This window comes from Streptomyces sp. NPDC001663 (assembly GCF_042893105.1).
Taxonomy (GTDB): Bacteria; Actinomycetota; Actinomycetes; order Streptomycetales; family Streptomycetaceae; genus Streptomyces.
In genome coordinates this window covers 21,536-47,289 of sequence record NZ_JBIAUR010000010.1, presented here as the reverse complement: position 1 = coordinate 47,289, position 25,754 = coordinate 21,536, and the positions used below count along the sequence as shown (strand labels likewise).

The 25,754-nt window shown below is 71.0% G+C and carries 24 protein-coding genes; 12 read left to right on the top strand and 12 right to left on the bottom strand.

What is annotated here, in order from left to right; all coding sequences use genetic code 11:
• Positions 1-68: 68 nt before the first annotated feature.
• Both ACFY1L_RS30415 and ACFY1L_RS30410 read right to left on the bottom strand, forming a co-directional pair.
• Positions 69-1,547 carry a sugar transferase gene (locus ACFY1L_RS30415; protein ID WP_388831200.1) on the bottom strand — a complete coding sequence of 493 codons (1,479 nt, stop codon included), beginning with the start codon at positions 1,545-1,547 and terminating at the stop codon, positions 69-71.
• Between the two features lie 991 nt (positions 1,548-2,538).
• A complete protein-coding gene (locus ACFY1L_RS30410; RefSeq protein WP_388831198.1) occupies positions 2,539-3,021 on the bottom strand; it encodes an SRPBCC domain-containing protein in 483 nt (160 codons plus the stop codon).
• A 101-nt stretch (positions 3,022-3,122) separates the two neighbouring features.
• On the opposite strand from ACFY1L_RS30410, the gene ACFY1L_RS30405 reads away from it, so the two are divergent.
• Complete coding sequence (locus tag ACFY1L_RS30405; protein ID WP_388831196.1) at positions 3,123-3,836, top strand: TetR family transcriptional regulator; 714 nt, start codon at positions 3,123-3,125, stop codon at positions 3,834-3,836.
• 144 nt (positions 3,837-3,980) lie between these two features.
• On the opposite strand, the gene ACFY1L_RS30400 is transcribed toward ACFY1L_RS30405, so the two are convergent.
• Positions 3,981-4,946: a pirin family protein gene (locus ACFY1L_RS30400; protein ID WP_388831194.1), complete on the bottom strand. Its 966-nt coding sequence runs from the start codon at positions 4,944-4,946 to the stop codon at positions 3,981-3,983.
• A 112-nt stretch (positions 4,947-5,058) separates the two neighbouring features.
• Here ACFY1L_RS30400 and ACFY1L_RS30395 point away from each other — a divergent pair, with 112 nt between their 5' ends.
• From ACFY1L_RS30395 to ACFY1L_RS30385, 3 genes are all read left to right on the top strand, one after another.
• Positions 5,059-5,547 carry a MarR family winged helix-turn-helix transcriptional regulator gene (locus ACFY1L_RS30395; RefSeq protein ID WP_388831192.1) on the top strand — a complete coding sequence of 163 codons (489 nt, stop codon included), beginning with the start codon at positions 5,059-5,061 and terminating at the stop codon, positions 5,545-5,547.
• Positions 5,547-6,014 carry a MarR family winged helix-turn-helix transcriptional regulator gene (locus tag ACFY1L_RS30390; RefSeq protein ID WP_388831190.1) on the top strand — a complete coding sequence of 156 codons (468 nt, stop codon included), beginning with the start codon at positions 5,547-5,549 and terminating at the stop codon, positions 6,012-6,014. Before ACFY1L_RS30395 ends, ACFY1L_RS30390 begins: the two co-directional genes overlap by 1 nt.
• A 69-nt stretch (positions 6,015-6,083) precedes the next feature.
• Positions 6,084-6,431: a tetratricopeptide repeat protein gene (locus ACFY1L_RS30385; RefSeq protein WP_388831188.1), complete on the top strand. Its 348-nt coding sequence runs from the start codon at positions 6,084-6,086 to the stop codon at positions 6,429-6,431.
• Between the two features lie 82 nt (positions 6,432-6,513).
• Here ACFY1L_RS30385 and ACFY1L_RS30380 read toward each other — a convergent pair whose 3' ends face one another.
• On the bottom strand, positions 6,514-7,923 hold the full coding sequence (locus ACFY1L_RS30380; RefSeq protein WP_388831186.1) for a PepSY-associated TM helix domain-containing protein: 1,410 nt from the start codon (positions 7,921-7,923) through the stop codon (positions 6,514-6,516).
• Between the two features lie 145 nt (positions 7,924-8,068).
• Here ACFY1L_RS30380 and ACFY1L_RS30375 point away from each other — a divergent pair, with 145 nt between their 5' ends.
• Positions 8,069-8,713 carry a peptide deformylase gene (locus ACFY1L_RS30375; protein ID WP_388831184.1) on the top strand — a complete coding sequence of 215 codons (645 nt, stop codon included), beginning with the start codon at positions 8,069-8,071 and terminating at the stop codon, positions 8,711-8,713.
• Between the two features lie 178 nt (positions 8,714-8,891).
• Positions 8,892-10,478, top strand: coding sequence for an ABC-F family ATP-binding cassette domain-containing protein (locus ACFY1L_RS30370; RefSeq protein WP_388831182.1), 1,587 nt, complete (start codon positions 8,892-8,894; stop codon positions 10,476-10,478).
• A 63-nt stretch (positions 10,479-10,541) separates the two neighbouring features.
• Here the strand turns inward: ACFY1L_RS30370 and ACFY1L_RS30365 are convergent, their stop codons facing one another.
• Positions 10,542-11,975: a dihydrolipoyl dehydrogenase family protein gene (locus tag ACFY1L_RS30365; protein ID WP_388831180.1), complete on the bottom strand. Its 1,434-nt coding sequence runs from the start codon at positions 11,973-11,975 to the stop codon at positions 10,542-10,544.
• A gap of 82 nt (positions 11,976-12,057) precedes the next feature.
• Positions 12,058-14,208, bottom strand: coding sequence for a SpoIIE family protein phosphatase (locus tag ACFY1L_RS30360; protein WP_388831178.1), 2,151 nt, complete (start codon positions 14,206-14,208; stop codon positions 12,058-12,060).
• Positions 14,209-14,386: 178 nt separating this feature from the next.
• Between ACFY1L_RS30360 and trxA the strand changes: the two genes are divergently transcribed.
• Positions 14,387-14,773 (top strand): thioredoxin, encoded by a 387-nt coding sequence (gene trxA / locus ACFY1L_RS30355; protein ID WP_388831176.1) that lies wholly within the window; start codon positions 14,387-14,389, stop codon positions 14,771-14,773.
• A 19-nt stretch (positions 14,774-14,792) separates the two neighbouring features.
• Here trxA and ACFY1L_RS30350 read toward each other — a convergent pair whose 3' ends face one another.
• The 3 genes from ACFY1L_RS30350 to ACFY1L_RS30340 are packed head-to-tail and all read right to left on the bottom strand — an operon-like array spanning position 14,793 to position 18,507.
• Entirely contained in the window at positions 14,793-16,229 is a 1,437-nt protein-coding gene (locus ACFY1L_RS30350) for an aldehyde dehydrogenase family protein (protein WP_388831174.1), read from the bottom strand.
• Between the two features lie 30 nt (positions 16,230-16,259).
• Positions 16,260-17,438, bottom strand: coding sequence for a 4-hydroxybenzoate 3-monooxygenase (locus tag ACFY1L_RS30345; RefSeq protein WP_388831172.1), 1,179 nt, complete (start codon positions 17,436-17,438; stop codon positions 16,260-16,262).
• Positions 17,439-17,454: 16 nt separating this feature from the next.
• Positions 17,455-18,507 (bottom strand): LacI family DNA-binding transcriptional regulator, encoded by a 1,053-nt coding sequence (locus ACFY1L_RS30340; RefSeq protein WP_388831170.1) that lies wholly within the window; start codon positions 18,505-18,507, stop codon positions 17,455-17,457.
• Between the two features lie 163 nt (positions 18,508-18,670).
• Here ACFY1L_RS30340 and ACFY1L_RS30335 point away from each other — a divergent pair, with 163 nt between their 5' ends.
• Positions 18,671-19,345 carry a TetR/AcrR family transcriptional regulator gene (locus tag ACFY1L_RS30335; protein ID WP_388831168.1) on the top strand — a complete coding sequence of 225 codons (675 nt, stop codon included), beginning with the start codon at positions 18,671-18,673 and terminating at the stop codon, positions 19,343-19,345.
• Positions 19,346-19,387: 42 nt separating this feature from the next.
• Positions 19,388-20,521, top strand: a complete 1,134-nt coding sequence (locus ACFY1L_RS30330) for an FAD-dependent oxidoreductase (protein ID WP_388831166.1) — start codon at positions 19,388-19,390, stop codon at positions 20,519-20,521.
• A 7-nt stretch (positions 20,522-20,528) separates the two neighbouring features.
• Here the strand turns inward: ACFY1L_RS30330 and ACFY1L_RS30325 are convergent, their stop codons facing one another.
• Complete coding sequence (locus tag ACFY1L_RS30325) at positions 20,529-21,212, bottom strand: TetR/AcrR family transcriptional regulator (RefSeq protein WP_388831164.1); 684 nt, start codon at positions 21,210-21,212, stop codon at positions 20,529-20,531.
• Between the two features lie 101 nt (positions 21,213-21,313).
• Here ACFY1L_RS30325 and ACFY1L_RS30320 point away from each other — a divergent pair, with 101 nt between their 5' ends.
• On the top strand, positions 21,314-21,877 hold the full coding sequence (locus tag ACFY1L_RS30320; RefSeq protein WP_388831162.1) for an NAD(P)H-dependent oxidoreductase: 564 nt from the start codon (positions 21,314-21,316) through the stop codon (positions 21,875-21,877).
• A 162-nt stretch (positions 21,878-22,039) separates the two neighbouring features.
• Here the strand turns inward: ACFY1L_RS30320 and ACFY1L_RS30315 are convergent, their stop codons facing one another.
• Positions 22,040-23,212, bottom strand: coding sequence for a N(5)-(carboxyethyl)ornithine synthase (locus tag ACFY1L_RS30315; protein WP_388831160.1), 1,173 nt, complete (start codon positions 23,210-23,212; stop codon positions 22,040-22,042).
• A 321-nt stretch (positions 23,213-23,533) separates the two neighbouring features.
• On the opposite strand from ACFY1L_RS30315, the gene ACFY1L_RS30310 reads away from it, so the two are divergent.
• Entirely contained in the window at positions 23,534-24,478 is a 945-nt protein-coding gene (locus tag ACFY1L_RS30310) for a serine/threonine dehydratase (protein ID WP_388831158.1), read from the top strand.
• A 47-nt stretch (positions 24,479-24,525) separates the two neighbouring features.
• Here the strand turns inward: ACFY1L_RS30310 and ACFY1L_RS30305 are convergent, their stop codons facing one another.
• Positions 24,526-25,431 carry a LysR family transcriptional regulator gene (locus tag ACFY1L_RS30305; RefSeq protein WP_388831156.1) on the bottom strand — a complete coding sequence of 302 codons (906 nt, stop codon included), beginning with the start codon at positions 25,429-25,431 and terminating at the stop codon, positions 24,526-24,528.
• 117 nt (positions 25,432-25,548) lie between these two features.
• On the opposite strand from ACFY1L_RS30305, the gene ACFY1L_RS30300 reads away from it, so the two are divergent.
• Positions 25,549-25,743: a hypothetical protein gene (locus ACFY1L_RS30300; RefSeq protein WP_388831154.1), complete on the top strand. Its 195-nt coding sequence runs from the start codon at positions 25,549-25,551 to the stop codon at positions 25,741-25,743.
• Positions 25,744-25,754 lie beyond the last annotated feature (11 nt).

Sequence of the window (25,754 nt, the reverse complement as noted above, 5' to 3'; positions counted from 1 at the left end):
CCCGTCTCTCCCCCCAGGCAGGCCCTTTCGGCCTGCGGTCCACGCGCCGGTCGGACGACCCCCGCGCATCAGTACGCCCCCTGCCCGTGCAGCACGGCACGCAGCGTCTTCCACAAGATCACTGTGTCCAGGGCCAGCGACCAGTCCTCCACGTACCGCAGGTCGAGGCGGACCGCCTCCTCCCACGGCAGGTCGCTGCGTCCGCTGATCTGCCACAGGCCGGTGAGCCCGGGCTTGACCAGCAGCCGCCGCCGGATGTCCGGGCCGTACGCGGCGGACTCCTCCGGCAGCGGAGGCCGCGGTCCGACGAGCGACATCGATCCGGTCAGCACGTTGAAGAGCTGCGGGAGCTCGTCGAGCGAGTACCGGCGCAGCACTGCTCCCACGCGGGTCACCCGCGGATCCCGGCGGAGCTTGAACAGCAGGCCTGCGCCCTCGTTGCGGGCGGCCAGTTGGGCACGTGCTCCGTGGGCGCCGGTGACCATGGTGCGGAACTTGACAATGGTGAACTCGCGGCCGTCCTTGCCGACCCTGCGCTGGCGGTAGAACGCCCCACCCCGGCTGTCCACCAGTACGAGCAGCGCGACGAGCACCATCAGCGGCGCGAACAGCACCAGCAGGACCGCCGCGCCCACCCGGTCGACGACCTCTTTTATCGCCCGGCGGCCCCCGGTGAAGGTCGGCATGCTGACCCGCAGCAGTGGGATCCCGAGCACCGCGTCGACGTGCAGCCGTGGGCCGGCCACCTCCATCAGCACGGGGGCCACGACCATCTCGGCATCGCTGCCTTCGAGGTTCCACGCCAGCCGCTGCAGCCGCTCCGGTGACCAGTGCGGGTCCGGTGTGACCGCGACGACACGGTAGCCGTCGTGGCGGACGTGCTTGGCGACGTCCGCCAGTTGGCCGACGACCGGCACTCCGTCGAGTTCGTCACCGTCGCGCCCGCGACCGTCGGTCGTGCACACCGCGTCCACCCGCCAGCCGATGTGCGGGAACTTGCGGGTCCGGGTGATCAGGTCGGACACGGTGTCCGGGCTCCCGGCAGCGAGCACCGGTCTAAGACACCGCCCTTCCTTGCGCTGCTTGTGCAGCCACAGGCGGAGCAGATACCGCGCGGTCATGGTGACGAGCGCGATCGCGGGGACCGCGACGAATATCCAGAGCTTGATGTTGCGCGAGGTCAGGGCGATCCCGCCGAGCGCCAGGACGACGGTCGCCGTGAACAGTGAGCGGCCGAGCCGGCGGAATTCCTCGGCGCCCTGGCCGAGCACGGCCGGAGACCACGACCGGCTCACCGCAAGCGCTCCCAGCACCAGCAGCTGGGTGCCGAAGGCGAGTATTCCCCACTTCTCGTGCCAGTTGGCCGCGTCCCGGGCCCCGAAGAAGTCGCCGATCGCCGCCACCACGAAGGCGGTGGCCATGGTGTCGCTGATGATCACGGTACGGCGGTACCGATGCTCCCAGTCGATCGCTGGCTGGCCGATCGCCCCGTTCGCCAGACGCCCGCGCGCCGACGGAAAAGGGCCGACTATTCCCCCCTGCCGCACAGAACCCCCCAAGGTCCCCAGTGGTACGACGTGTTCGCCCAACACTGTTTCGCCCCCTGCGGGAGGCCCCCGCCCCCCGCACTGGTCCACCCCTCGGGAGGCCCCCGCCTCCCGCCGTGCTGTTCCCCCCTCGGGAGGCCCCCGCCCCCCGCGCATGCGGCTCTTTCAGAACTATGTGAACAACCAACCCTGGCGGCAGCAGACTTGCATGTCCTGCCAGGCGCTTGAGCTGCGTGGGAACCCGTCGAAACCTCGGGTGCTCCCGCACCCAAAGCCCCTCTCGGGCTCCAAGAATCCATCACCCCCACGTCAGGCGCCGGAGACGCAGCTAGTGGCTGTCCGTAGCGGCGGACCCATAGATCCCCATTTGTCGCCTCGTGTCCCAGCATGTGAGGCACGGTCAATCTAGACCATCAAGCCCCGTCTGAAGAGAGGGATGTGTGGAATTTGTGCCTACGTTTTGAAGATGAGGCCAAGGATCGGCGACCGACTGCGGGTGCCGTGGCGACGAAGGCGCACCCTGTGACCTGTGGTAACGCGTGTTCTCGGGGTCGCCGCACCGGGAACCCTGAGGCGTTTCGGCGCCGCCAACTAGGCCGTGATCATGCCCTGTTCGGCCGATTTTCATCGGTGAGCATGGGGCAGTCGACCGGCACGCGGGAACGGATCTTCACCACTCTGCTCGGGCGGGCAGACGCCGAGTGCGCCCCCGACCGGGTCATCACATCGGCTCCACAATCGTGCGCCCTCACCAGAACGCCTGCCCGCTCCCCCTCCGAACGGGCCGGAGACACCCACGCAGGCTTACTCCTCGCGAGCCATCCGAACTCACCTCAGCAGGCGGGGCGTTCATGCAGTGCTACACCAAGTCACCTGGCTCGGCATGCTCGTAGCGCCGGATGACAGGCCGGTGGCACGGGCTGAGGCGCGGACGGCTGGAGCGACCTGTCGTTCCAGCAGAGCCGCTCTCCCTATGTCCGCCCGCCTACCGCTAGTGCCGCTTGGGGCGCAAGGCGCTGTCCGGGCGCAGGGTGCCGTCCTCCTCGAGGTCGTCGAGCACGGCGGGCAGGCCCTTGGTGAGCATCCTGGTGCGGACGGTGCCGAGGATCTTGGCCATGAAGAATCCTCCGGCGCCGGTGAAACCGGTGTGGTGGTACGTGAAACGCGTCCCGCCATCGTGCGCTGCGAGTTGGTAGGCGACCTCCGTCACCTCGCCGCCGCCCTCGTCCTGCCAGGAGTAGCGCAGCAGCGAGGGCTCACATGCCTCCAGCACCTCGCACAGCACGACGCCGCTCCACCCCGGCTTCGGCTTCGCGATGAACTTGAACGTGGTGCCGGCCGTGGCCGAGAAACCCTCCGGGCGGGCACCGGCGCCGGTGGCCGTCCACAGCGGGATCAGTTCTGGATCGGTCACCGCACGCCAGACCTTCTGCGGCGGGTGAGGGTAGTCGCGGACGATGTGGATGATGCTCATGGCGGACTCCTCGGGCATGGGCGTCAAGCGCAGCACATATTTACAGTCAATGAAAACTTACAGCAACTGAACTTTTATTGGAACTGGACTACGCTGCACCAATGAGCATGCGCACTGTGGACTGGACGGCCTTGCGCCGTCGCGACGCGGAACCCGCCGCCGAGGGACTACGGGAGCGCAAGAAGAGGCTGTTGCGCCGGCAGCTGTCGGACACGGCCACCGAGATGTTCATGGAACGGGGCTTTGACGCCGTACGTGTCTCCGAGATCGCCGAAGCCTGCGGGGTGTCGGAGAAGACGGTGTTCAACTACTTCCCCACCAAGGAGTCCCTCGTTCTGGACCTGGGCGAGGCCACGTTGGGCTCCCTGCGGACCACGCTGGCCGATCCGGATCTGTCGCCGGTCGAGGCCGTGCTGGAGATCCTGTCCGGCGAGTTGGCGGCCATCACATCCTGGCTGACCGAACAGGACGACCTGGACCAGGCAAAGAACATGCTTCTGCGCTTCGGCCTGCTGATCAGATCCACCCCGTCCCTGCGGGCCTATCAGCGCGACATGGCCGACCAGCAGGTCGCCGTAGCCGCCGAAGTCCTGGCTCGGCGCAATGAGATGAGCCCGGACGACCCCGAACCACAGATCGCCGCAACCGCCCTGCTCGCCCTGTGGCCCATCCAGTTCCAGGCGCTACGCAGGCACCTGAACCGCGTCCAGACCCCCGAGCAGCTGCACGACATGGTCAGCGCCGACGTCCGACGCGCAGCCCAACTCATCGACACGGGACTGGCCTCGCTGGCGCCCGCTCGGCACAGCAAGTGAAACAGTCGGCCGCCAATGTCCTGCTGATGCCCGCCCGATCCTCAGACCGGTCGGCGCGAAGCAGGTACCGCTGCCGGGTCAGCTGACCACGATTCTCGGTCTTGTTGCTACCCGACAACCGCGAGCCGGCCCTATGTCAGTGGTTCAGCGCACCCTCCCCCGCGGCTTCAACGGCAGCGGCGGCAGCTCAGGAGCCGGCAGCGGATCCCCGTCGTACCCCTTCACCTCTCCGAACCGAGAGCCCGTCATCCAGTCCTGCCGCGCCTGCTCGATCTCCGTCTGGGACCGTCCGATCCAGTTCCAGAACATGATCAGCTCCTCATCGAACGGCTCGCCGCCCAGGAGCATCAGGCCCGCGTCCGACTCGGCGCGCAGCGGGAGTTCGGTGCGGCCGCAGCCGAGGTAGAGCATGGAACCCGGCAGGACCGGCACCCCGTCGACGTGGGCCTCGCCGGACATGGACAGCACCGCGTACTCGAAGTCCGGCTCCAGCGGCAGGCGTACGTCCGCGCCACGGGTGAGGGTCAGGTCGGCGCCGACGATCGGGGTGTACGTCGTGCCGGGCGAGGTCGCGCCGTCGAGGTTGCCGAGGATCAGCGTGGCCCTCAGGCCCGGTGCCGTGACGAGCGGCAGTTCGGCGTGGTGCTCGAAGTGCGGGTCGGTGTGGCGGTGGCTGTCGGGGAGGGCGACCCACAGCTGCGCGCCGTGCAGGAAGCGGGCGTGCGGGCGGGGGCTCTCCTCGGAGTGGCTGATGGCCCGGCCGGAGGTCATGAGCCCCAGTTCGCGCGGGCGGATGGTCTGCAGGCTGCCGGTCGAGTCGCGGTGCAGCACCTCGCCCTGGTGCAGCCAGCTCACCGTCTGCAGGCCCATGTGCGGGTGCGGCGGCACCTGCATGCCTGGCTCGTCGGCGATGTCGTCGGGTCCGTAGTGATCGACGAAGCACCAGGCGCCGACCATGCGGCGGCCCAGGTTGGGCAGCAGGCGGCGGACTTCGGTCGACTCGCCGAGCTTGACGCGGCGAGGGCTGAGGAGTTCGCGCACCGGCTCCGCCACCACGAAGCCACGGCCGCCGCACACGGCGGGAACCGCCTCGCGATCAAGATTGCTCATGGCGCCAACCTAGCCCTGCCGGGGGTGTCGCGTCAGGCCGTAGCCCGGCCTGTCTCGCGGCCTCTCGAATAAATAGTAGCCATGTACATAGTAGCCATGTACTGTATCCGTTATGAGCAGAGGCTCCGAGAAGGCGACGCCCGGCTTCCTGGTGTGGCGTCTGTCGATGAAGTGGCGGGTCGCCGTCGACCGCGCGGTGGCCCCGCTCGGGCTCACCCACGCGCAGTACTCGCTGGTGGCCTCGCTGTACGGCATGCAGCGCGGCGGGGAGCGCCCGAGCCAGCGCCGCCTCGCCGACCACACCGGGCTCGAGCCGCTGTACGTGTCCAAGCTGGCCCGCAGTCTGGAATCGGTCGGCCTTCTCGAGCGCACCCGGGATCCCCGGGACCCGCGCGCCGTGCAGCTGGCCCTCACCGAGCAGGGCCGCGAGGTCACCGGGCGCGCGATCAAGGTCGTACAGGGACTTCTTCAGCAGCTGATGCAGCCGCTGGGCGGCCTCGACGGCCCGCGTGCGCGGGAGTTCACCCGCGATCTGGCGACCCTGCTCGACGCACCTCTTGATCCGTTCAGCGAGAACAGTGAGAGCGAGAAGGAGCAGTGATGACCACCACCGCACCCACGCCCACATACAGCAGCGCACCCGCCGTAGACCCCCGCGTCATCGCCCTGGCCCACTACGCCGGGCGGGCCGTCCTGGAGCACGTACTGGCTCGTCACGGCGCCACCTTCCAGCAGCAGATCACCCTGCGCCCGCTCGCGATCGCGGACGGACCCGTCGAGCGCGAGGCGCTCGTCGGGCAGGTCGCCGGCGCGCTCAAGGCCGACACGTCCGAAGTGCAGGGCGTCATAGATGAACTGATCGCCAAGGGGCTGGTGGCCGCCGACGGGACCAGCGTCCACGCCACCGACGCCGGGCGGGAGTTCCACGCCACGGTGACCGGCGAGACCTCGCCGATCTCCGCCCGCATCTACGCCGGCATCCCGGCGGAGGACCTGGCGGCGGCCGGCCGCGTGCTGACCCTGATAGCCGAGCGGGCCGACGCGGAACTGGCCGCACTGACGGCCTGAGGGCCCCTCCCCGCCGTAGTGGAATGTTCAACGACCTCGTTCGGTTGAGTGCAGCGAAGGAGGTCAAGAGTGGAGATGACGTACTACGACCACGGGACACCGGCGGAGCGCTGGGAGCGCGCGCAGATGTTCTTCGACGCCAAGGACTACGCCGCGGCGGCGCGCGTGCTGGGCGGGCTGGTCGAGGAGGTGCCGGAGCAGACCGGACCGCGGCTGCTGCTGGCGCGTGCCTACTACCACTCGGCCCAACTGAAGCGTGCGGAGAGCGAGTTGCGCTTCATCGTCGAGCGTGACCCGGTGGAGCACTACGCCCGGCTGATGCTCGGCCGCACCCTGCAGCGGCAGGCGCGACACGAGGAGGCCGAGTCGCACCTGCGCATCGCCTCCGCGCTCGCGGGTGACTTCGAGCAGGTCTGAGCGAGGCCGCGCATACGACGGCCGGGGCCCGGTTCCGTGGAGGAGCCGGGCCCCGGCCGTGTCGCCGTCCCGTGCCGATGTGCTACGGCACGGCCGGGCCGGATTCGGGGGTACGTCGCCGCCGGTGGGCGATCTCGCCGAGGACGACGTCCACGACGATGAAGGCCGCGAGCGGGATGCCGAGCAGCGGGACGAAATAGCCGAGTACGGCGATGACCGCGACGGCCGGGACGAGGATCTGCGGCGGCACCTGCTGCCAGGCGCCGCGCGGGATCGGCCGGCCGAAGGCGGAGCCGCGGCCGCGCTGCCACCACATGCGGTAGCCCCAGACGATCAGCAGGATCAGGGCGAGCGCGAGGGCCATCAGGGCGATCTGGTTGACCAGGCCGAAGAGGACTCCGGTGTGCAGGTCGATGCCCCAGCGGGTCAGCTTGGCGAGCAACGGGTAGTCGGCGAAGCGCAGTTCGTCGGTGACCTTGCCGGTGGCGGGGTCGACGGCGACCGAGTCCTGCTTCTCGGGCCAGCTGCGCTGCACCTGCTTGACGACGTACGCGGAGTTCGCGTCGGCGGGCGGCACGATCTCCACGGGGTCGGACAGGCCCTTGGCCCGGGCCGCCGCGAGCACCTTGTCGAGGCCGACGCCGTGCTCGCCCGCCCCCGCCGAGGCGGAGGAGCCGTGGCCCGCGTGCTCGCCGCCGGCCGTGGCGGAGACGGACGGGGTGGCCTGGCCGAGGGAGGTGCGCAGTTCGTCGATGTTGGCGCCGGCGTAGGTCGACCAGGTCAGGCCGGTCGCTGACAGGAAGATGAACCCGGCGGCCGCCCACACGCCGACGGTGCCGTGCAGGCCGAGGGTGCGGCGCCGGCCGCTGGTGCCGCGCACCTTGCGCAGCGCGCGGCGACGGGAGAACCACAGCACCAGGCCGCCGCCCGCTATCACCCACAGCCAGCTTGCGGCGAACTCGCTGTATAGCCGGCCGGTGTCGCCGAGGTGCAGGTCGCGGTGGAGTTCGTCGATCCAGGTGCGCAGCGGCAGTGCGCCGGTCGAGCCGTACTGTTCGAGGGCGCCGCGCACCTTGGCGGTGTACGGGTCGACGAAGACGGCGAGGGTGTGGTCGGGGTTGACGCCCTTGACGCCGGACAGCATCACGCGGGTGGTGGCGTCGGATTCCGGGGAGGGCCGTACGGCCGAGACCGTGCCCTCGGGGTGCGCCTTGCGGGCGGCGGTGACCTGTTCGGAGATCGGCAGCTTGGTGTCGCCGACCTTCGCGACGGTCATCTCGTGGGCGTAGACGAGCTTCTCGGCCTGGAACGCGCCGGCGTACAGGAAACCGGTGACGGCGGCGATGAGCAGGAACGGGGCGACGAGCACTCCGGCGTAGAAGTGCAGGCGCAGGATCAGCGGGCGGAGCGGCGCCCATCTGCTGGGGGACGGCGCCGGTGCGGCGGCCGGTTGCGGGACCTCGTCCTTGGTGGTCGAGGGAGCGGTGGACATCGGCGGGCTTCTCCGGGGGACGGGGACGTGGTGGGGCGTAGCGGTCCAGTAGTCGGGCGCGGAGGGCGCCGAGTTCCCGGGGGCGCAAGTGGCGTGTGTCACACGTCAAGACGTCTGTCGCCGACGGTCATGGCATGCTGGCCCGATGGCAACTCCCCGTGACCACGCACCCCTTGCCGAGCAGGTCGAGGAACTCCTCGCCACCGGCGGCCCGTTGCCCATCGTCGCGGCCGGCGACCCGGTCCTGCGGCGGGGCACCGAGCGCTTCGACGGCCAGCTCGACCCGGCACTTCTGGCCCGTTTCGTCGAGGCACTGCGCGTCACCATGCACGAGGCGCCGGGTGTGGGGCTGGCCGCGCCGCAGGTCGGGGTGCCGCTGCGGATCGCGGTGATCGAGGACCCGGCACCGGTGCCGGAGGAGGTGCGGCTGGCCCGCGGGCGGGTGCCGCAGCCGTTCCGGGTGCTGGTCAACCCGTCCTACGAGCCCGTCGGCGCGGCCAAAGTCGCGTTCTTCGAGGGGTGTCTGAGCGTGCCGGGCTGGCAGGCGGTCGTGGCGCGGCCGCTCGAGGTGCGGCTGACGGGCGAGGACGAGCACGGGCGTGCGGTGGACGAGGTGTTCAGCGGCTGGCCCGCGCGGATCGTGCAGCACGAGACGGACCACCTCGACGGGACGCTGTACCTCGACCGGGCGGAGCTGCGCTCGCTGTCGTCGAACGAGGCGATGGTGCAGCGGTGGACGCAGCCGACGCCGGAGGAGGCGGCCAAGGCGCTCGGCTTCGAACTGCCCTGAAGCGCCGGGCTGTTGTGAAGCCCAGGACTCCCGTAGGCCTCGTGCTGCCGTAAATGAGAGGCGCTCGCGCAGCGCCCCTCGCTAGCCTGGCCGCATGTCTACGCCCCGAATTTCTTAGCTGAGGACCCGCTTCCACGCCACCCGTGTGTCCTCTTGCTGATTTTCGGAGTGTTTTCCCATGATCACCGTTCGTGGTGTCGACGTGCGCGTCGGCGCGCGTCTGCTGCTGTCCGGCATCTCCTTCCACGTCTCCCCCGGCGACCGCATCGGCCTGGTGGGCCGCAACGGCGCCGGCAAGACCACCCTGCTCAACACCCTGGCGGGCGCGGTGCGTCCGGCCGCCGGGACCGTGACCCGCACCGGCGAGGTCGGTCATCTGCCGCAGGACTCGCGAGCGGCGGACCCGGCGGTCACCGTCACCGACCGCATCCTGTCCGCGCGCGGTCTCGACCTGGCCGTACACGCGCTGCGGCGTGCCGAGGCCGCGATGGCCGACGGGTCGCAGCGGGCGATGGACGCCTATGTGCGCGCGGAGGCCCACTTCCAGGCCCGCGGGGGGTATGCGGCGGAGGCCGAAGCCGCTCGGATCGCCGCCGGGCTGGGCCTGCCCGACGACCTCCTCGGCCGTCCGCTGGGCACCCTCTCCGGCGGGCAGCGCCGCCGCGTGGAGCTGGCCCGCATCCTGTTCGCCGACCACGGCACGCTGCTCCTCGACGAGCCGACGAACCACCTGGACGTGGACTCGATCGCCTGGCTGCGCACGTTCTTGACGACCTGTCAGGCAGGGATGGTCCTCATCAGTCACGACACCTCCCTGCTCGCCGACACCGTCAACCGGGTCTTCCACCTGGACCCGCAGCGCGCCACGATCGACGTCCACAACACCGGCTGGGACGCCTACCTCGCCCAGCGCGCGGCCGACGAGCGGCGGCGGGCGCGGGAGCGGGCGAACGCCGAGCGCAAGGCTGCGTCGCTGCACGCCCAGGCGGACAAGATGCGCGCCCGCGTGTCGACGGCGGTGGCCGCGAAGAACATGGCCCGCCGCGCCGACCGCCTGCTCGCCGACCTCGAAGCGGTGCGGCGCGCCGACAAGGTGGCCCGCATCCGGCTGCCCGAACCGGCGCCGTGCGGGCGGATCCCACTGGGTGCGATCAGCCTGACGAAGTCCTACGGCGGCCAACGCGTCCTCGGCGGGGTGGATCTGGCAGTCGACCGCGGCAGCCGCCTGGTCGTCCTCGGCCCCAACGGAGCGGGAAAGACCACCCTGTTGCGGATCCTGGCCGGTCAGGTCGCGCCCGACAGCGGCCGGGTGGTGACCGGACACGGACTGCGGGTTGGCTACTTCGCGCAGGAACACGACACGCTGGACGCCGAGTTGACCGTCGCCGGGCATCTCGCGGCCGCCGCCCCGCATCTGACGGACGGTGAAGTGCGGCGTGTGCTGGGCTCGTTCCTGTTCGGCGGGGACGATGCCGACAAGCAGGTTGGTGTGCTGTCCGGCGGGGAGAAGACCCGCCTCGCCCTGGCGGGTCTGGTCCACTCCGGCGCGAACGTGCTGCTGCTGGACGAGCCCACCAACAACCTGGACCCGGCCTCCCGTGCCGAGGTCCTGGCGGCGGTGGGCACGTATCCGGGCGCGATCGTCATGGTCACCCACGACGAGGGCGCCGTAGCGGCGCTGCGCCCGGACCGCGTGCTGCTGCTGCCGGAGTCCGAGGAGGACCTGTGGAGCGAGGACTATCTGGAGTTGGTGGTGTCCGCGTGAATCCCCGCGCAGCAGGCTTCAGTCAATGAAGTCCCTTGCCGCGGAGTTCAGTTGGCGAGGGCGTCAGTTGTCGCGGTACGCCTCCAGCAGCCGCAGCCAGACCTCGCTGATCGTCGGGAACGACGGCACCGCGTGCCACAGCCGGGCGATCGGGACCTGGCCGGCGACCGCGATCGTCGCCGAGTGGATGAGCTCGCCGACACCGGGACCGACGAAGGTCACACCGCGCAGGATCTCCTTCTCGAGGTCCACGACCATGCGGGCGCGGCCGCGGTAGCCGTCGGCGTACAGGCCGGCGCCGGATGCGGAGGTCATGTCGACGTCAACGGCCCGCACCCGGTGTCCGGCCTGTTCCGCCTCCGCGAGGGAGAGGCCGACGGCGGCTGCCTCCGGGTCGGTGAAGACGACCTGGGGGACGGCGTGATGGTCGGCGGTGGCGGCGTGGGCGCCCCAGGGGTCCGACTCCAGGATCGGTACGCCGGAGGCGCGGGCGGCGATGGCGGCGCCCGCGATCCGGGCCTGGTACTTGCCCTGGTGGGTCAGGAGCGCGCGGTGGTTGATGTCGCCGACCGCGTACAGCCAGTCGCTGCCGGACACCAGCATGCTGTCGTCGACCGGTAGCCAGCCGCCCGGCTCCAGGCCGACGGTGTCCAGGCCGATGTCGCCGGTCTTCGGGCGGCGGCCGGTGGCGAAGAGGATCTCGTCGGCCTCGATGCGGTCGCCCTGGTCGGTCACCACCACGACGGTGCCGTTCTCGCGGGTGACCGACTCGACCGACGTACCGGTCCGGACGTCCGCGCCCGCCTCGGTGAGCGCCTCGGCGACCAGCTCCCCGGCGAACGGCTCCATGCGGTTGAGCAGGCCCTTGCCGCGGACCAGGACGGTGACCTGCGCGCCGAGGCCCTGCCAGGCGGTGGCCATCTCGGTGGCCACCACTCCCCCGCCGACCACCACGAGACGACCGGGCACGGCCTGCGCACTCGTCGCGTTCCTGCTGGTCCACGGCTTGACCTCGGCCAAGCCCGGCAGGTCGGGCAGCACGGCGTCGGTACCGGTGCAGACGGCCACGGCATGCCGGGCGGTGAGCACCTTCTGCCCGCCGTCCGAGCCCGTGACGGTCACCGTGCGCGGTCCGGTCAGGCGGCCGTGGCCGCGGTGGAGGTCGGCGCCGATGCCGTCCAGCCACTGGGCCGCGCCGTCGTCGTGCCAGTCGGAGGTGTAGTAATTGCGGTGCGCGAGCACGGCGGCCGCATCGAGGGGCCCCTGCACCGACTGGCGCAGCCCGGGCACGCGGCGGGCCTCCGCACGCGCGATGACCGGGCGCAGCAGGGCCTTGCTGGGAACGCAGGCCCAGTACGAACACTCGCCGCCGACGAGCTCGCTCTCCACGACCGCGGTGGACAGGCCGGCCGCACGGGTGCGGTCGGCGACGTTCTCCCCCACGGGTCCCGCCCCGAGCACCACGACGTCGTACGCGATGGTTTCCGATTCCGTCATGGGGTCAGTCTGGTGTCCTGTCGTGGTTCTGGCGAGCTTGGGTACGCGTGTCCGGCTGCCGTCGGCCCTTCGTCGAGCGCCACTAGGTGTTTGCGGCGAGCGACGCCTTCGAGTGCCGGCTGTCCGGGCGCAGGAGGATCAGGGCGACGTCGTCCGCGCGGTCCTTGTCGGAGCAGAGTTCCTGCGTGATGCGACGTGCTGCGTCTTCGGCCGGACGCCCGTGGTGCGTGCCGAGGATGTGGACGAGGGCTTGGATGCCGGTGGAGAGGTCGGTGCCGATGCGTTCGACGAGTCCGTCGGTGTAGAGGGCGAGCAGGGAACGCGGGGGCAGGGGGACTTCGCGCGAGGAGTAGGCCGCTTCCTTGGTGATGCCGAGCAGGAGACCGGCATCGAGGTCCAGGGTGGTCGCCGAACCGTCCGGCGCGGTGAGCACGGGTGGCAGGTGTCCGGCATTGGCCAGTGTGGCGGTGTGTGCGGCCAGGTCGATGCGTGCGTACAGGCAGCTGGTGAACAGGTCGGTGTTGAGGTCGGTCAGCAGGCGGTTGGTGCGCGCGAGGACCTCGTGCGGTGCGACATCTGCGGTGGCGTTCGCGTGGATGGCGGTGCGCACCTGTCCCATGAGGGCGGCGGCGGTGACGTTGTGCCCTTGCACGTCGCCGATGACGGCGGCCACGGTGTGCTCGTCCAGGCGGATGAGGTCGTAGAAGTCTCCGCCGATGTCCATGCCGTGGGTGGCGGGCAGGTAGCGGGCGGCCACGTCCAGTCCGGGCACGGTGGGCAGAGCGCGTGGCAGGAGGCTCTGCTGCAGGCCCTGGGCGAGTGCGTGTTCGGTGTCGTAGAGGCGGGCTCGGTCGAGGGCCTGGGCGATCAGGCCGCTCAGTGAGGTCATGGCCGCACGTTCCTCGGCCGGGAAGACGTGCGGGCGGTCGTAGGCCAGGACGCACGTGCCGACGGGGCGGCCGGAGGCCGTCAGGGGCAGGAAGGCCCAGGCGGCCATCCCGTCGTCCCTGCCGACGCGCGCCGGGTAGGTGGCCTCCAGCTCCGCGCGGTCGGAGAAGAATCCGGCGGTGGCCTTCGTCAACGCCGCCACGCCGGGTGTGGCGGACGTCAGGGGCGTGCCGTCGAAGCGCTGCATGGTCTCGGGCGGGTAGCCGTGGTAGCCCACGATGCGCAGGCGCCCGCCCTCCGCCGCCAGAATCACGAGTGCCTGAGCGCCGAAGGCCGGCAGCACGGTGTCCGCGACCAGGGCGACCACGTCGTTCACGCTGACGGCTTCGGTGAGTGCGCCCGCGAGGTGCATCAGGTGGTAGAGGGATCCGACTCGGGTCGTCGCCGCGGCGGGGGCCGAGGCCGGCGGTGCCGGGACGTCGTCGCCGGGTTGGGCCCCGGTGATGCGGACGCTGATTCCGGTGTCGTCGGGGTAGAGGTGGAAGTCGAGCCACCGCCCGTCGGGGTGGCGGGCGGTGAAGAGCGTGTTCTGCCTGCTGATGACCGCCGTGCGGTAGCGGTCTTCGTAGACGGGGTCGTCGAGCCAGCGCACGGACTCCCAGGGCAGGGTTTCCATCAGGGCCGACGCGTCACTGCCCAGCAGGTCGGCCGCGGCGGGGTTCAGGTGGACGATGCGACCGTGCAGATCAAGGGAGACACATCCCTCGGGCAGACGCCGTGAGAAGGCGGCGGCAGCCCCGTCACCGGGGGACGCCTTGCCCGGCGCGGTGTCCAGGGCGCGTGGCTCGTCCGACGGCTCGAAGGTGCCGGGCCCGCTGTGGGCGCAGTGCAGGACGGTGGCCAGCAGCGAGCACGCGGCTTCCATCCGGTCCCGCACCGGCGGGCTGAGCGGTCGTTGCCGGGAGCCGGGCCACATCAGCAGCAGGGCTCCCAGCACCGTGTCCTCGTACACCACCGGCGCGGCGGCGAGGGCGAAGTTGTACGGCAGGACGAGGGCGGCGCGCGGGTAACGGCGGGCCATCTCCTGCTGACTGTCCACTGCCACCACGGCCCGAGTAGCGATGGCATCGGTGACGGGCACCGCATGGGTCGGGGCAACCCGATGCCAGGGCGCGGCGAACTCCGGCGGCACACCGACGATGTTCTCCAGAGTCAGGACGACCTCACCGGGCGGCAGCAGCCACAGCCCCCCGGCATGGGCACCGGTCTGCTCGACCGCGTCGACGACGACGTGGTCCACCAGGCGTCGAGCCGCCTGCTGCCGGTGCACCTCCGCTGCTGTCATGCAGACCACCGGAGCCCGTCCATAGCGGGACAATAACGCCAAAGAGCCTGCACTGCGACGGTCGGTCCGGTGGGTGGTGTGCTCCGTGGCCACACGGGTAGGGACGCGGAATACGTGACCGGCCGTCCGTGTTGTGCCGACGGCTTCGCCCCCGACACCAGGAAGAGGGAAACACGCCATGAGCAGCACCGTGGAGCTCACCAAGGAGAACTTCGACCAGACGGTCACGGACAACGAGTTCGTCCTGATCGACTTCTGGGCGAGCTGGTGCGGGCCGTGCCGTCAGTTCGCCCCGGTCTACGAGAAGGCCGCCGAGGACAATCCCGATCTGGTGTTCGGCAAGGTGGACACCGAGGCGCAGCCGGAGCTGGCCGCGGCCTTCGGTATCCAGTCGATTCCCACGCTGATGATCGTCCGCGACCAGGTCGCCGTGTTCGCGCAGCCGGGCGCCCTGCCCGAGGCCGCCCTGACGGACGTCATCGGACAGGCGCGCAAGCTGGACATGGACGAGGTCCGCAAGGCGGTCGCGGAACAGCAGGCCCAGGCCGAGCAGAACGGCCAGTAAACCCCCCGATCCGGAAGATCTAGAAGGGGTACGGCGCCACGTCCCCGCGCACCGTCGTCCAGCGCACGTCGGTGAAGGCCTCCAGGTTGGCCTCGCCGCCGAAGCGGGCGCCGGTGCCGGACGCGGCGACGCCGCCGAAGGGTGCCACGGCCTCGTCGTTGACCGTCTGGTCGTTGATGTGGACGATGCCGGTCGGGATGCGCTCGGCGAGGTCGAGGCCGCGGGCCGCATCCCGGGTGACGATGCCCAGGGAGAGGCCGTACTCGCCCGCCGAGGCCAGGGCCGCAGCCTCGTCGGCGGTGGCGAAGGACCGTACGGGCGCGACCGGGCCGAAGACCTCCTCGGCGTAGGCGGGTGTGTGGTCATCGACGCCCGCCAGGACGGTCGGCCGGTAGAAGAGCTTCTCGTGGGTGCCGCCCGCGGCCAGTTTGGCGCCGCCGGCCGTGCTGGCCTGCACCAGGCCGTGCACCTTGGCGAGCTGGTTGTCGTCGATGATCGGGCCGAGGTGGACCTGCTCGCGGTGCGGGTCGCCGACCGCGAGGGAGTCGGCCTTGGCGGCGAGCCGCTCGACGTACTCCTCGTACAGGGACTGGTGGACGAGGTGGCGCCCGGTCGTCATGCAGATCTGGCCCTGGTGGAAGAACGAACCCCAGGCAGCCGTCGAGATCACCGCGTCCAGGTCCGCGTCCTCCAGTACGACCAGGGCGGAGTTGCCGCCGAGCTCGAGGTGTGCGCGCTTGAGGTGGCGGCCGGCCGCCTCGCCGACCGCGCGGCCCGCCGCCGTGGAGCCGGTGAAGGAGATGACGGGGATCTGCGGGTCGGCGACCAGGGCCTGACCGACGTCGGGGCCGCCCGGCAGCACGTGCAGGAGGTTTTCGGGCAGGCCCGCCTCGGCGAAGATAGCGGAGATGAGGAGACCGCCGGAGACCGCGGTGCGCGGGTCCGGCTTCAGGACGACCGCGTTGCCGAGCGCGAGGGCCGGGGCGACCGAGCGGATCGAGAGGATCAGCGGGGCGTTGAACGGGGAGATCACGCCGACCACGCCGACCGGGACGCGCCGGGTGTAGGACAGCCGGGGTGCCTCGCTGGGCAGGATCTGTCCGGCCGGGCGGGAGGCGAGGGCGGCGGCCTCGTAGCACTCCTGGGCGGCGACGTGCAGTTCGAAGTCGGCCTTGCCGGGGATGTTGCCGGGCTCGCGGACGAGCCATTCGCGCAGTTCGTCGGCGTGCGCGGCGAACAGGTCGCCGGCCTTGCGCAGCACTCCGGCGCGGACGAAGTGCGGCAGGCGGGCCCACTCGGCCTGGGCGGCGCGGGCGGCCGTGGCGGCCGGGCCGACGTCCGCGGCCGAGGCGAGGGTGACGGTGGCGAGGGTGTCCCCGGTGGCGGGCTCCGTAACGGCGTACTCCGGTCCCGACAGGGGACGGGACTGCCAGGTCTTCGGGTCGAGCAACGGCATGACGGCTCTCCGTTTCGTCACCGGCGGGACTCAGATCATGAGCGGAAGTCCCGAGTAGTTCGCGGCCAGTTCGGCCGCCGCGTGGCGGGATGCGGCGATCCGGCGCAGCCGTGTGAGCTGCAGTCGGTTCTCGAACACATCCCCATCTGGTTGAGCGTGCAACATCTTAGTCATGTCGTACGAGAATCGCGTGGCCTGCCACACGCGCTCGAGGCACATCTCCGAATAGGTGTCGAGGAGTTGCTCGGATCCCGTGCGGTGCCACTCGGCGAAGGCGCGGCCGAGGACGCGGATGTCGGAGACGGCGAGATTGAGGCCCTTGGCGCCGGTCGGCGGCACGATGTGGGCGGCGTCACCGGCCAGCAGCAGCCGGCCGTGCCGCATCGGCTCGTGGACGTAGCTGCGCATCGGGGTCACGGCCTTGGCGGTGATCGGGCCGCGGTGCAGGGTCCAGTCGGCGTCGATGGCGAAGCGGGCGGCGAGCTCGTCCCAGATGCGCTCGTCGGGCCAGTCGTCGGGGTCGGTGCCGTTGGGGACCTGCAGGTAGAGGCGGGAGACATGCGGGGAGCGCATGCTGTGCAGGGCGAAGCCGTTCTCCCCGCGCGCGTAGATCAGCTCGTCGCAGGAGGGCGCCACGTCGGCGAGGATCCCGAGCCAGGAGTACGGATAGTCGTGCGCGTACGAGCGGCCGACCTCGGGCGGAAAGGTGTCGCGGGAGATGCCGTGGAAGCCGTCGCAGCCGATCACCCAGTCGCAGCTCAGGGTCTGCTCGCGGCCCTCGTGCAGGAAGCGCACCACGGGTGAGGAGCTCTCCGGTTTCTCGATCTCGAGGGCCTCGGCCTCGAACAACAGCGGTGGCCCGTCGGCCAGTTGGAGGGCGACGAGGTCCTTCACGATCTCGGTCTGGGCGTAGATCGTGACGGTACGGCCGCCGGTGAGGGCCGGGAAGTCGATGTGGTGGCGTTCGCGCTCGAAGCGCAGCTCGATGCCCTGGTGGACCAGGCCCTCGGCCTCCAGCCGCTCGGCGGCGCCGCAGGCGCGCAGCGCGTCAACCGTGCCCTGCTCCAGCATTCCGGCGCGCTGGCGCTGCTCGACGTACTCCCGGTTCCTGGCCTCCAGGACGACGCAGTCGATGCCCGTGCGGTGCAGCAGCCGGGCCAGGAGCAGTCCGGCGGGGCCGCCGCCGATGATGCCGACCGTCGTGCGCATGCCCGCCTCCCGGGGTTCAGCTGGAGTCGCGGTGGACCATCGTGGCTCCCAGCACCTTGTGTGTCTCGGGCGCGGCGCCGGGGTTGCGGACCGCGCGGTCGACCAGTTCGGCGAGGTCGCGGCCGGACGGCAGCTCGATGTGGACCGTGCTCAGCCTAGGGCGCAGCAGCCGGCCGAGCATGAGGTCGTCGGCGCCGATGACGGCCGTGTCCTCGGGTATGCGCACACCCTGGTCCTGCAGGGCGCGCATCAGCAGCATCGCGTACTCGTCGTTGTACGCGAACACGGCGTCGAGGTCGAGTTCGCGCCAGCGGGCGGCGAGGCGCGCGGCGGACTCCTCCTCGTAGGCGAGGGGCAGTTCGGTGACGGTGGCGTCGGTGCCGTGCAGGGCGCGGCGCACGCCGTCGAGACGGGGCAGGGAGAATGCCTCCAGGCCCTCCTCCTCGGGCACGACGACACCGACGCGTCGCCGGCCGCGGTCGAAGAGGTGGCTGCCGGCGCAGTGGCCGACGGCCTCGTGGTCCATCAGCAGGGCGTGGGCGCCCTCGACGGAGTCGGGGCCGAGGGTGACGACGGCCCGGGCGCCGGAGCGCTTGAGCACCGTCACGCCCTTCGGGCCCACCAGGCCGGCACCGCCGGGCACCAGGACGGCGACCGGGCGCAGCTCGGCCCAGGCGCGGGCGGCCTCGTCACCGTGCAGGCCGACGCTGCCGTGCTGCACGACCGTGTAGTCCAGGCGGCCGAGCGCGACCTGCAGATCGCTGAGGAACTGGCTGTAGAGCGGCCCGACCGGGAAGGTCGGCGCGGGCATCAGGACCATGCGGCTGTGCCCGGCACGCAGACTGCGGGCGGCCGCGTGCGGCACGTACCCGAGTTCCTTCGCGGCCTCGTGGACCCGGCGCCGCGTGGGCTCGCTGATCCGTACGGCACTGGTGTTGTTGAGGACGTAGGAAACGGTCGCGCGCGAGACGCCGGCCAGGCGGGCCACATCGGCACTCGTGGGCACGGAGCTCGGTGCGGGCGACGAGGACGCGGGCGTTTTCGGTATCTGCACCATGACGTACGGCATCTTTGCAGAACCTTCGCCGACGGCTCCGGGTGGGGGAACTTCGCAATCAAGCCGTAGCGAGCGGCAGCCTCCGGCCAGGTGGCGGGCATCAACCCTTCGGGTATTTTACGAACATGTTCGTCACGAACTTGTTCGGAGCGAACATGTTCGTTAACGTGGAGGCATGACAGATCGCCCCGACACCCCGCGCAGCCGCCGTGAGCGCCCCGCCAAGCCCGCTCTGACCAGGGAGGGCATCGTGGCCGCCGCCGTTGCGGTGCTGCGGGCCGAGGGGCTGCAGAAGGTGACCATGCGGCGCCTGGCCCAGGAGCTCGACACCGGCCCGGCCTCGCTGTACGTGTACGTCCGCAACACCGCGGAGCTGCACGCCGCCGTGCTGGACGAGCTGCTGGGGACGGTCGGGCCGGCCCCGGCCGGGGGTTCGTGGCGGGAGCGGCTGGAGCAGGTGCTCACGGCGTACACCGCGATGCTCTTCGAGCACCCGAGCCTGGCGCGTTCCGCGCTGACGGCCTGGCCGAGCGGCCCTCACTACCTGAACCTGATCGAGACGCTGCTGGCCCTGCTCGACGAGGGCGGCGTTCCGCCCGCGCAGGCCGCGTGGGGCGTGGACCTGCTGTTGCAGCACGCCACCGCGACGGCCGCCGAACACTCCGGCGAAGGCCAGTCCGAGGAGGACTGGGACGCCCTGCGCCGCGCCGTCCGCGACATCTCCGACCGCACCCATCCGCACATCGCCGCGCTCCGCGGCGACCTGCTGTCGGGGGCGCCCGAAACCCGCCTGTCGTGGGGGCTGCGGGCGCTGATCGCCGGCATCGAGCGGACCGCCGTACCCGATTGATCCGGCGGACCGCCCTACCCGACCGACCTGAAGGAGTACGACATGACCACGCATCACCCCATAGCCGTCGTCGGCGCCGGTCTCGGCGGCCTCGCACTCGCCCGAGTGCTGCAGGTGCACGGCATCGAGGCCGCCCTCTTCGACCTGGACGCCTCCCCCGCCGCCCGCACCCAGGGCGGCATGCTCGACATCCACGAGGAGTCCGGGCAGGAGGCGCTGCGCGCGGCCGGACTGTACGAGGAGTTCCGGGCGCTGGTGCATCCGGGCGGCGAGGCCATGCGGGTCCTCGACAAGGACGCGGTGGTCCGCCTGGAGCAGGCCGACGACGGCACCGGCGGTCGCCCCGAGATCGACCGCGGCGACCTGCGCGACCTGCTGCTCGGCTCACTGCCCGAGGGCACCGTCCGCTGGGACGCGAAGGTCACCGCGGCGCGGCCGCTCGGCGGTGGTCGGCACGAGGTGGCGCTCGCGGACGGCACGGTGTTCACCACGGACCTGCTGGTCGGCGCCGACGGCGCCTGGTCGCGGATCCGTCCGCTGTTCTCGGACGCCCAACCCGTGTATACCGGCGTCTCGTTCGTCGAGGTGGACCTGCGCGACGCGGACGTACGTCATCCGCTGAGCGCCGAAGTGGTCGGCGGCGGCATGCTGTTCGCACTCGGGGCGGGCCGGGGTTTCCTCGCGCACCGCGAGACCGACGGCAGCCTGCACATCTACGTCGCACTGGAGGCCGCCGAGGAGTGGCTCGACGGCATCGACTTCACCGACACCGGGGCGGCCAAGGCGGCCGTACTGGAGCACTTCACGGACTGGGACAAGAGCCTGCGGGCGCTGGTCGACGACGCCGACGGGGCGCTGGTCCCGCGGCGCATCCACGCCCTGCCGGTCGGGCATCGCTGGGAGCGTGTCCCGGGGGTCACGCTGCTCGGGGATGCCGCGCACCTGATGTCCCCGTTCGCGGGCGAGGGTGCCAACCTGGCGCTGCTGGACGGCGCGGAACTGGGACTGGCCCTGGCCACGCACCCGGGCGACGCCGAGGCGGCCCTGGCGGCCTACGAGGAGAAGATGTTCCCCCGCAGCGAGATCTTCGCCGCCGAGTCGGCGCACAGCGGCGCGATGCTGTTCCGCGCCGACGCCCCGCAGGCCCTGCTGGACATGTTCGCCAGCCACGGCTGAGCCGAGGTCAGCATCCGGGTCGGGTGCCGGTGACGCGGTCGACCAGGTCGACCCAGCCGGCCTCCAAGCGCTCCATGGGCATCCCGCACTGCCTGGTCAGGTGGTGGATCAGGGCGGGGTCTAGATAGCCCATCAGCGTCTGGGCGAGGAGTTCGCAGTCCGCGTCCGGCACGATCTGCCGCAGCAGGACCAGGACGTGCGTGTGCAGCGCCCGCAGCGAGGGGTGGGAGAACCTGCGGGTCGGTTCCGGCTGGGCGGCCAGCTGCAGGTCCAGCTGCTCGACCGAGCGATAGAGCACCGCCACGCCGAACGCGCGCAGCCGGTCGATCGCCGGCGCGCCGGGACCCAGCGGTGGCGGCCCGCCGAGGAAGTCGGCCTGCAGCTTCTTCGCCGAGTGGTCGAGCAGCGCCGTCAGCAGTCCGGTGCGGTCGCCGAAGCGCCGGAAGACGGTCCCCTTGCCCACCTTCGCCGCCGCGGCCACGGCCTCCATCGTGACCCCGGCCACTCCGTGCTCCGCGATCAGGCGGGTGGCGGCCTCCAGCAGCCGGGCGCGGTTACGGGCCGCGTCGGCCCGCAGGCAGGGCTCGTCGGGGGCCGCCGGGCCGACCTCCAGCAACTGGGGCGTGTCGAAGGGCTCCTGGGGCTTCGGGAAGGGCGGCAGGGAGGCGGACATGAAGACAGCGTAAAGCATCGGGAACAAAACTGGACCGCGGTCCGCTTAGGGTGCTAGAAAGTTTAAGCGGACCTCGGTCCGGATCGTTACGGCAATGTTTCAGCCCCCTTGGAGTTCGCATGTCTGTTCGTATCCTCGCGCTCGTCGGCAGCCTCCGCGCCGGTTCGCACAACCGCCAGCTCGCCGAGGCGGCCGTCAAGTTCGCGCCCGAGGGTGCGAACGTGGAGATCTTCGAGGGTCTCGCCGAGATCCCGTTCTACAACGAGGACATCGACGTCGAGGGCAGCGTCCCGGCCCCCGCCGCCAAGCTCCGTGAGGCCGCGCAGGCCGCCGACGGCTTCCTGCTCTTCAGCCCCGAGTACAACGGCACCATCCCGGCCGTCCTGAAGAACGCCATCGACTGGCTGTCCCGCCCGTACGGCGCCGGCGCCTTCGGCGGCAAGCCCGCCGCCGTGGTCGGCACCGCGTTCGGCCAGTTCGGCGGCGTCTGGGCGCAGGACGAGGCCCGCAAGGCCCTCGGCATCGCCGGCGCCAAGGTGCTGGAGGACGTCAAGCTCTCCATCCCCGGCTCCGTGGTCCGCTTCGCCGAGACCCACCCGGCCGACGACGCCGAGGTCGCCGCGCAGCTGACCGAGGTGATCGCGAGCCTGCACGGCCACACGGGCGAGGTCGCTGCCGCCTGACCTGCGCGGACACACCACTGAAGGGCCGGAGCCGACCAGCTCCGGCCCTTCTGCGTAGCGGGGTGGTGGCGCGCTTTCGGGGGCTGGGGTACGCGGGCCGCGTATCCGTTACTCGAAGGATCTTTCTGGTGCGGAGTGGGAGATCCTCAACGCGCCGGCGTACTAGACCTCTGAGCTCAGCGGAGTCGCCGGGACTTCGGGTGCGTGGGGGTAGGCGGCTGACCGGTGCTGGAAGGAAAGGATCTTCGGGTTCTGGACGACGCCGTCGCGGATCTCGATGGCCTTTCTGATCGTGACATCGGTGTCCCAGACCGCGGGGCCGCTCATGACCTTGCGCAGGTAGGGAAGGAGCGCCTCGCTGATTTCCCAGGTGGCGGAGTTCCACAGGTGGGACGGGCTGTGATCCACCGCGTAGTAGTGGCAGCCGGACCCCACCGTGGGCATGGGCTCGCCGAAGGTGGTCGGGTGGGCCCATGCGAAGCCCATACCCTCGTCGCAGGCGACGTCGATGAAGAACGTTCCGGGCCGGAAGAGGGCGAGTTCCTCGTCGGTGACGAACATGAGCGGCGCGTCGGTGTCCTGCAGGACGCAGTTGACGATGATGTCGAACCCGGCCAGGTACTCCGCCAGCGGCTGGGAACCGGCCGCGGTGACTGCCCGCAGGCGCGAGGGATCGTCCTCCTGCTCCTCGAAGTGGCCCATCACCACCGAGGGCATCGGTGACGCCACCGCTGCCGCGGCGCGCTGGGTGAGCACGGTGACGTCGGTGACCCCCATGGCGCCCAGGCCCGTGACCGCTCCGCGCGCCGTGGCGCCGAAGCTGATGACCACCGCCCGCAGGCGGCGCCCGTAGCTACCGGTCAGCCCGCCGAGCTGCAGGGCGTGCAGCACCGAGCAGTAGCCGGCGAGCTCGTTGTTCTTGTGGAACACATGGACGCTGAAGGCGCCCGTGGAGGTCCAGTGGTTCATGGCTTCCCAGGCGATCAGGGTCAGCCGTCGGTCGATGCCGATCTGGGTCATCTTCTCGTCCTGCACGCAGTGCGGCCATCCCCACAGCACCTGGCCCTCGCGCAGCGCGGCGATGTCGTCGTGCATCGGTTTGGGCAGCAGTACGACGTCGCACTCGGCGAGGAGTCGCTCGCGGGAGCGCAGGCCGGCCACGAGGGGGCGCAGCGCGTCGTCGGGGACGCCGAAGCGTCGGCCGTAGCCCTGTTCGAGGAAGATCCTCTCGCGCAGCTCCGGGGCGATCCGGTCGAGGTGGCTGGGGTGCAGAGGCAGTCGGAACTCGTTCTCCTTGTGGGAGGAGGCGAGTACTGCGAGGCTCATCAGGCTCATGTGGGGCGGCTCATTTCCGACCGGACGCGATGTGCTCCGGCCTTGCCGTTCCCCGAGGGCGACGCCGAAATGGATGACGGCGTGCGAGGTGCGCTCGGTACCGCCACCGTACTCCGGTGCCGACCGCTCAGCGCCCGCCGCTCGTTTGAGCTCGAAGGATCCACGGGTTCAGGTCTGGAGGACGTCTGACCAACGACAGTCCGAGCGCATCCCCCTCGGCCGACCTGCCCAACACGTTCACCTCGTCGCGTGCCACGCCTGACGATTGACCGTCATGTCCATCCTCGTTCAGAGGTAATCCGGCTCCCTTGGACACCGCCCATGAATGCACAGCCCGTCAGCATCCCCTCCTTGAACGACATCGCGTCTGCAGCCAGACGGATCCGCAACGTAGTGCGCCGCACTCCCGTGATACAGCTGGCGGCCGGGGAATTGGACGTGCCCATCCCCGTCACTTTGAAGCTGGAATTCCTCCAGCACACCGGCTCCTTCAAAGTCCGCGGCGCATCCAACACCCTCGCCCTCCTGCGCGCCGCGGAAGGCGGCGCCCCGACCGCGGGCGTCTGCTGCGCGTCGGGAGGCAACCACGGGGCCGCCGTGGCCTGGGCGGCGCGCGAAGCGGGCCTGCCCGCCGCCGTGTTCGTGCCCGACTTCTCACCCAGGGCCAAGACCGACATCATCGAATCGCTCGGCGCACGCCTGCGCCGCATCGACGGCTTCTACGCCGACGCACTGGCAGCCAGCCAGGACCATGCCCGCCACGAGGGCGCCTTCCACATCGACGCCTACGACGCCCCGCAGACGGTGGCGGGGCAGGGCACGCTCGGCCTGGAGCTCGCCGAGCAGGTACCGGAAGGGCAGCCCGTGCTGGTCGGGTGCGGTGGAGGAGGCCTGTACGCGGGGGTCGCCCTGGCGCTGGATGGACGCAACCGCGTGACCGCAGCCGAACCGTGCTCAGCGCCCTCGCTCACAGCGGCGCTGGAGGCAGGGAAACCAGTGGACGTGGAAGTCGGCGGGATCGCCGTGGACAGCTTGGGTGCCCGCCGGGCGGGCCGCATAGCCACCGCGGTCGGCCTCTCGCTCGGCATGAAGACCCTCACCGTCCAAGACGAGGACATCGCCGCCGCCCGCGCACTCCTGTGGCAGCGGCTGCGCATCGTGGCCGAACCCGGCGGAGCCACCGCTCTGGCCGCGCTGCTCGCCCACCCCGAACGCTTCCCGGACGGGGCCACCGTCGTCGTCTCGGGAGCCAACACAGCTCCCTAGTCACGTATGGGCTGCTGAGGAGCCGGTGCCGCATGAAATCCTGTGCGTCAGGCGACCGCAGTCGGCGCCAGTTCCCGCAGTTCCTGCAGCGCGGCCGCGACCGCGGGGCGTTCCCGGCCGCCGCGGCGGGTGCAGGTGAGCAGTTTGCGGTGCGGGTTGCCCGTGCAGCGCACGCGGGCGATCGGCAGGTGCGGGGTGAGGTGGGCCAGCCGTGGGATCAGGGCGACGCCGAGCCGGTTGGCGACGAGGTGGGCGGTGACGTTCCAGTCCAGCGCGTGATGGACGACGTCCGGGCTGAATCCGGCCTCGCCGCACGCGGACATGACGTGCGGGCGGCAGGGGCTGTCGGGCACCGGGGCGATCCAGGTCTCGTGCGCCGCGTCCGAGAGGTCGACCCGTTCGCGCCCGGCCAGCGGATGATCCTCCGGTACGACGAGGTCGAACGGGTCGTCCATGAGCGGCTGTTGGTCGAAGCGGGCGTCGCTCAGCGGCGGGTTGTGCGGGGTGGCCTCGACGATGGCCAGGTCGGTCTCGCTCTCGAAGAGCAGGTCGAAGCTCTCCGGCACCCCGGTTTCCTGGATGCGGACGGACAGCCGCGGATGACGTTCCTGCAGCCGGGCGGCCATCGGCGCGAGCAGCACGGAGACGGCCACCGGAAAGCCGCTCACGCGCAGCGGTCCGGCCGGGTCGCTGTGATCGGCCCGCAGGTCGAGTTCGGCCTGCTGCCACCGGGCCTCGATCGCGTCGGCGTGCGCCAGCAGGCTCTCGGCGGCCGGGGTGAGCCGGACCCCGCGGCCCTGCGGTTCGAGCAGGTCGACGTGCAGGTCGCGGGCGAGCTGGCGGATCTGCTGGGAGGCGGCGGACGGGGTGAAATGCAGGGCGCGGGCGGCCGCGGTGACCGTGCCGTAGTGGGCCACCGCCCTCAGGACGTGCAGTCGGCGCAGGTCAATCATGAAGCCCACGCTTCAAGGTGAGGTCCAGAAAGTCAACCTGGACGTGTACGAATCCTGTGCCGCACCCTGGTGGTGTCGCGACGGTCAACCGGACCCGACCATGAGGAGTTTGCCGCCATGACCAGCACCACCGGCACCGCCTGCCCGCACTGCGGCTGGCCCGACGGAGCCGAGCCCTTCCAGGTGGTGTCCCGGCACGCCACGGCCGCGGGAAGCACGCTGTGGACCCGCTGCGCCTGCGGCTCGCTGCAGGTCCGGATGGTCGACGGCTGCGGCATGCGCATCGTCTCCCGCAGCCGCCCCGCCGCCTGAACCAGGCCTGA

What these genes read in the sequence shown, in the direction of transcription:
- trxA (WP_388831176.1), top strand. Translation starts at nt 14,387, where the DNA reads ATGAGCAGCACCGTGGAGCTCACCAAGGAGAACTTCGACCAGACGGTC.
- ACFY1L_RS30375 (WP_388831184.1), top strand. Translation starts at nt 8,069, where the DNA reads ATGGCAACTCCCCGTGACCACGCACCCCTTGCCGAGCAGGTCGAGGAA.
- ACFY1L_RS30335 (WP_388831168.1), top strand. Translation starts at nt 18,671, where the DNA reads ATGACAGATCGCCCCGACACCCCGCGCAGCCGCCGTGAGCGCCCCGCC.
- ACFY1L_RS30390 (WP_388831190.1), top strand. Translation starts at nt 5,547, where the DNA reads ATGACCACCACCGCACCCACGCCCACATACAGCAGCGCACCCGCCGTA.
- ACFY1L_RS30410 (WP_388831198.1), bottom strand. Translation starts at nt 3,021, where the DNA reads ATGAGCATCATCCACATCGTCCGCGACTACCCTCACCCGCCGCAGAAG.
- ACFY1L_RS30350 (WP_388831174.1), bottom strand. Translation starts at nt 16,229, where the DNA reads ATGCCGTTGCTCGACCCGAAGACCTGGCAGTCCCGTCCCCTGTCGGGA.
- ACFY1L_RS30370 (WP_388831182.1), top strand. Translation starts at nt 8,892, where the DNA reads ATGATCACCGTTCGTGGTGTCGACGTGCGCGTCGGCGCGCGTCTGCTG.
- ACFY1L_RS30300 (WP_388831154.1), top strand. Translation starts at nt 25,549, where the DNA reads ATGACCAGCACCACCGGCACCGCCTGCCCGCACTGCGGCTGGCCCGAC.
- ACFY1L_RS30380 (WP_388831186.1), bottom strand. Translation starts at nt 7,923, where the DNA reads ATGTCCACCGCTCCCTCGACCACCAAGGACGAGGTCCCGCAACCGGCC.
- ACFY1L_RS30405 (WP_388831196.1), top strand. Translation starts at nt 3,123, where the DNA reads ATGAGCATGCGCACTGTGGACTGGACGGCCTTGCGCCGTCGCGACGCG.
- ACFY1L_RS30395 (WP_388831192.1), top strand. Translation starts at nt 5,059, where the DNA reads ATGAGCAGAGGCTCCGAGAAGGCGACGCCCGGCTTCCTGGTGTGGCGT.
- ACFY1L_RS30360 (WP_388831178.1), bottom strand. Translation starts at nt 14,208, where the DNA reads ATGACAGCAGCGGAGGTGCACCGGCAGCAGGCGGCTCGACGCCTGGTG.
- ACFY1L_RS30400 (WP_388831194.1), bottom strand. Translation starts at nt 4,946, where the DNA reads ATGAGCAATCTTGATCGCGAGGCGGTTCCCGCCGTGTGCGGCGGCCGT.
- ACFY1L_RS30365 (WP_388831180.1), bottom strand. Translation starts at nt 11,975, where the DNA reads ATGACGGAATCGGAAACCATCGCGTACGACGTCGTGGTGCTCGGGGCG.
- ACFY1L_RS30305 (WP_388831156.1), bottom strand. Translation starts at nt 25,431, where the DNA reads ATGATTGACCTGCGCCGACTGCACGTCCTGAGGGCGGTGGCCCACTAC.
- ACFY1L_RS30315 (WP_388831160.1), bottom strand. Translation starts at nt 23,212, where the DNA reads ATGAGCCTGATGAGCCTCGCAGTACTCGCCTCCTCCCACAAGGAGAAC.
- ACFY1L_RS30325 (WP_388831164.1), bottom strand. Translation starts at nt 21,212, where the DNA reads ATGCTTTACGCTGTCTTCATGTCCGCCTCCCTGCCGCCCTTCCCGAAG.
- ACFY1L_RS30340 (WP_388831170.1), bottom strand. Translation starts at nt 18,507, where the DNA reads ATGCCGTACGTCATGGTGCAGATACCGAAAACGCCCGCGTCCTCGTCG.
- ACFY1L_RS30310 (WP_388831158.1), top strand. Translation starts at nt 23,534, where the DNA reads ATGAATGCACAGCCCGTCAGCATCCCCTCCTTGAACGACATCGCGTCT.
- ACFY1L_RS30345 (WP_388831172.1), bottom strand. Translation starts at nt 17,438, where the DNA reads ATGCGCACGACGGTCGGCATCATCGGCGGCGGCCCCGCCGGACTGCTC.
- ACFY1L_RS30330 (WP_388831166.1), top strand. Translation starts at nt 19,388, where the DNA reads ATGACCACGCATCACCCCATAGCCGTCGTCGGCGCCGGTCTCGGCGGC.
- ACFY1L_RS30320 (WP_388831162.1), top strand. Translation starts at nt 21,314, where the DNA reads ATGTCTGTTCGTATCCTCGCGCTCGTCGGCAGCCTCCGCGCCGGTTCG.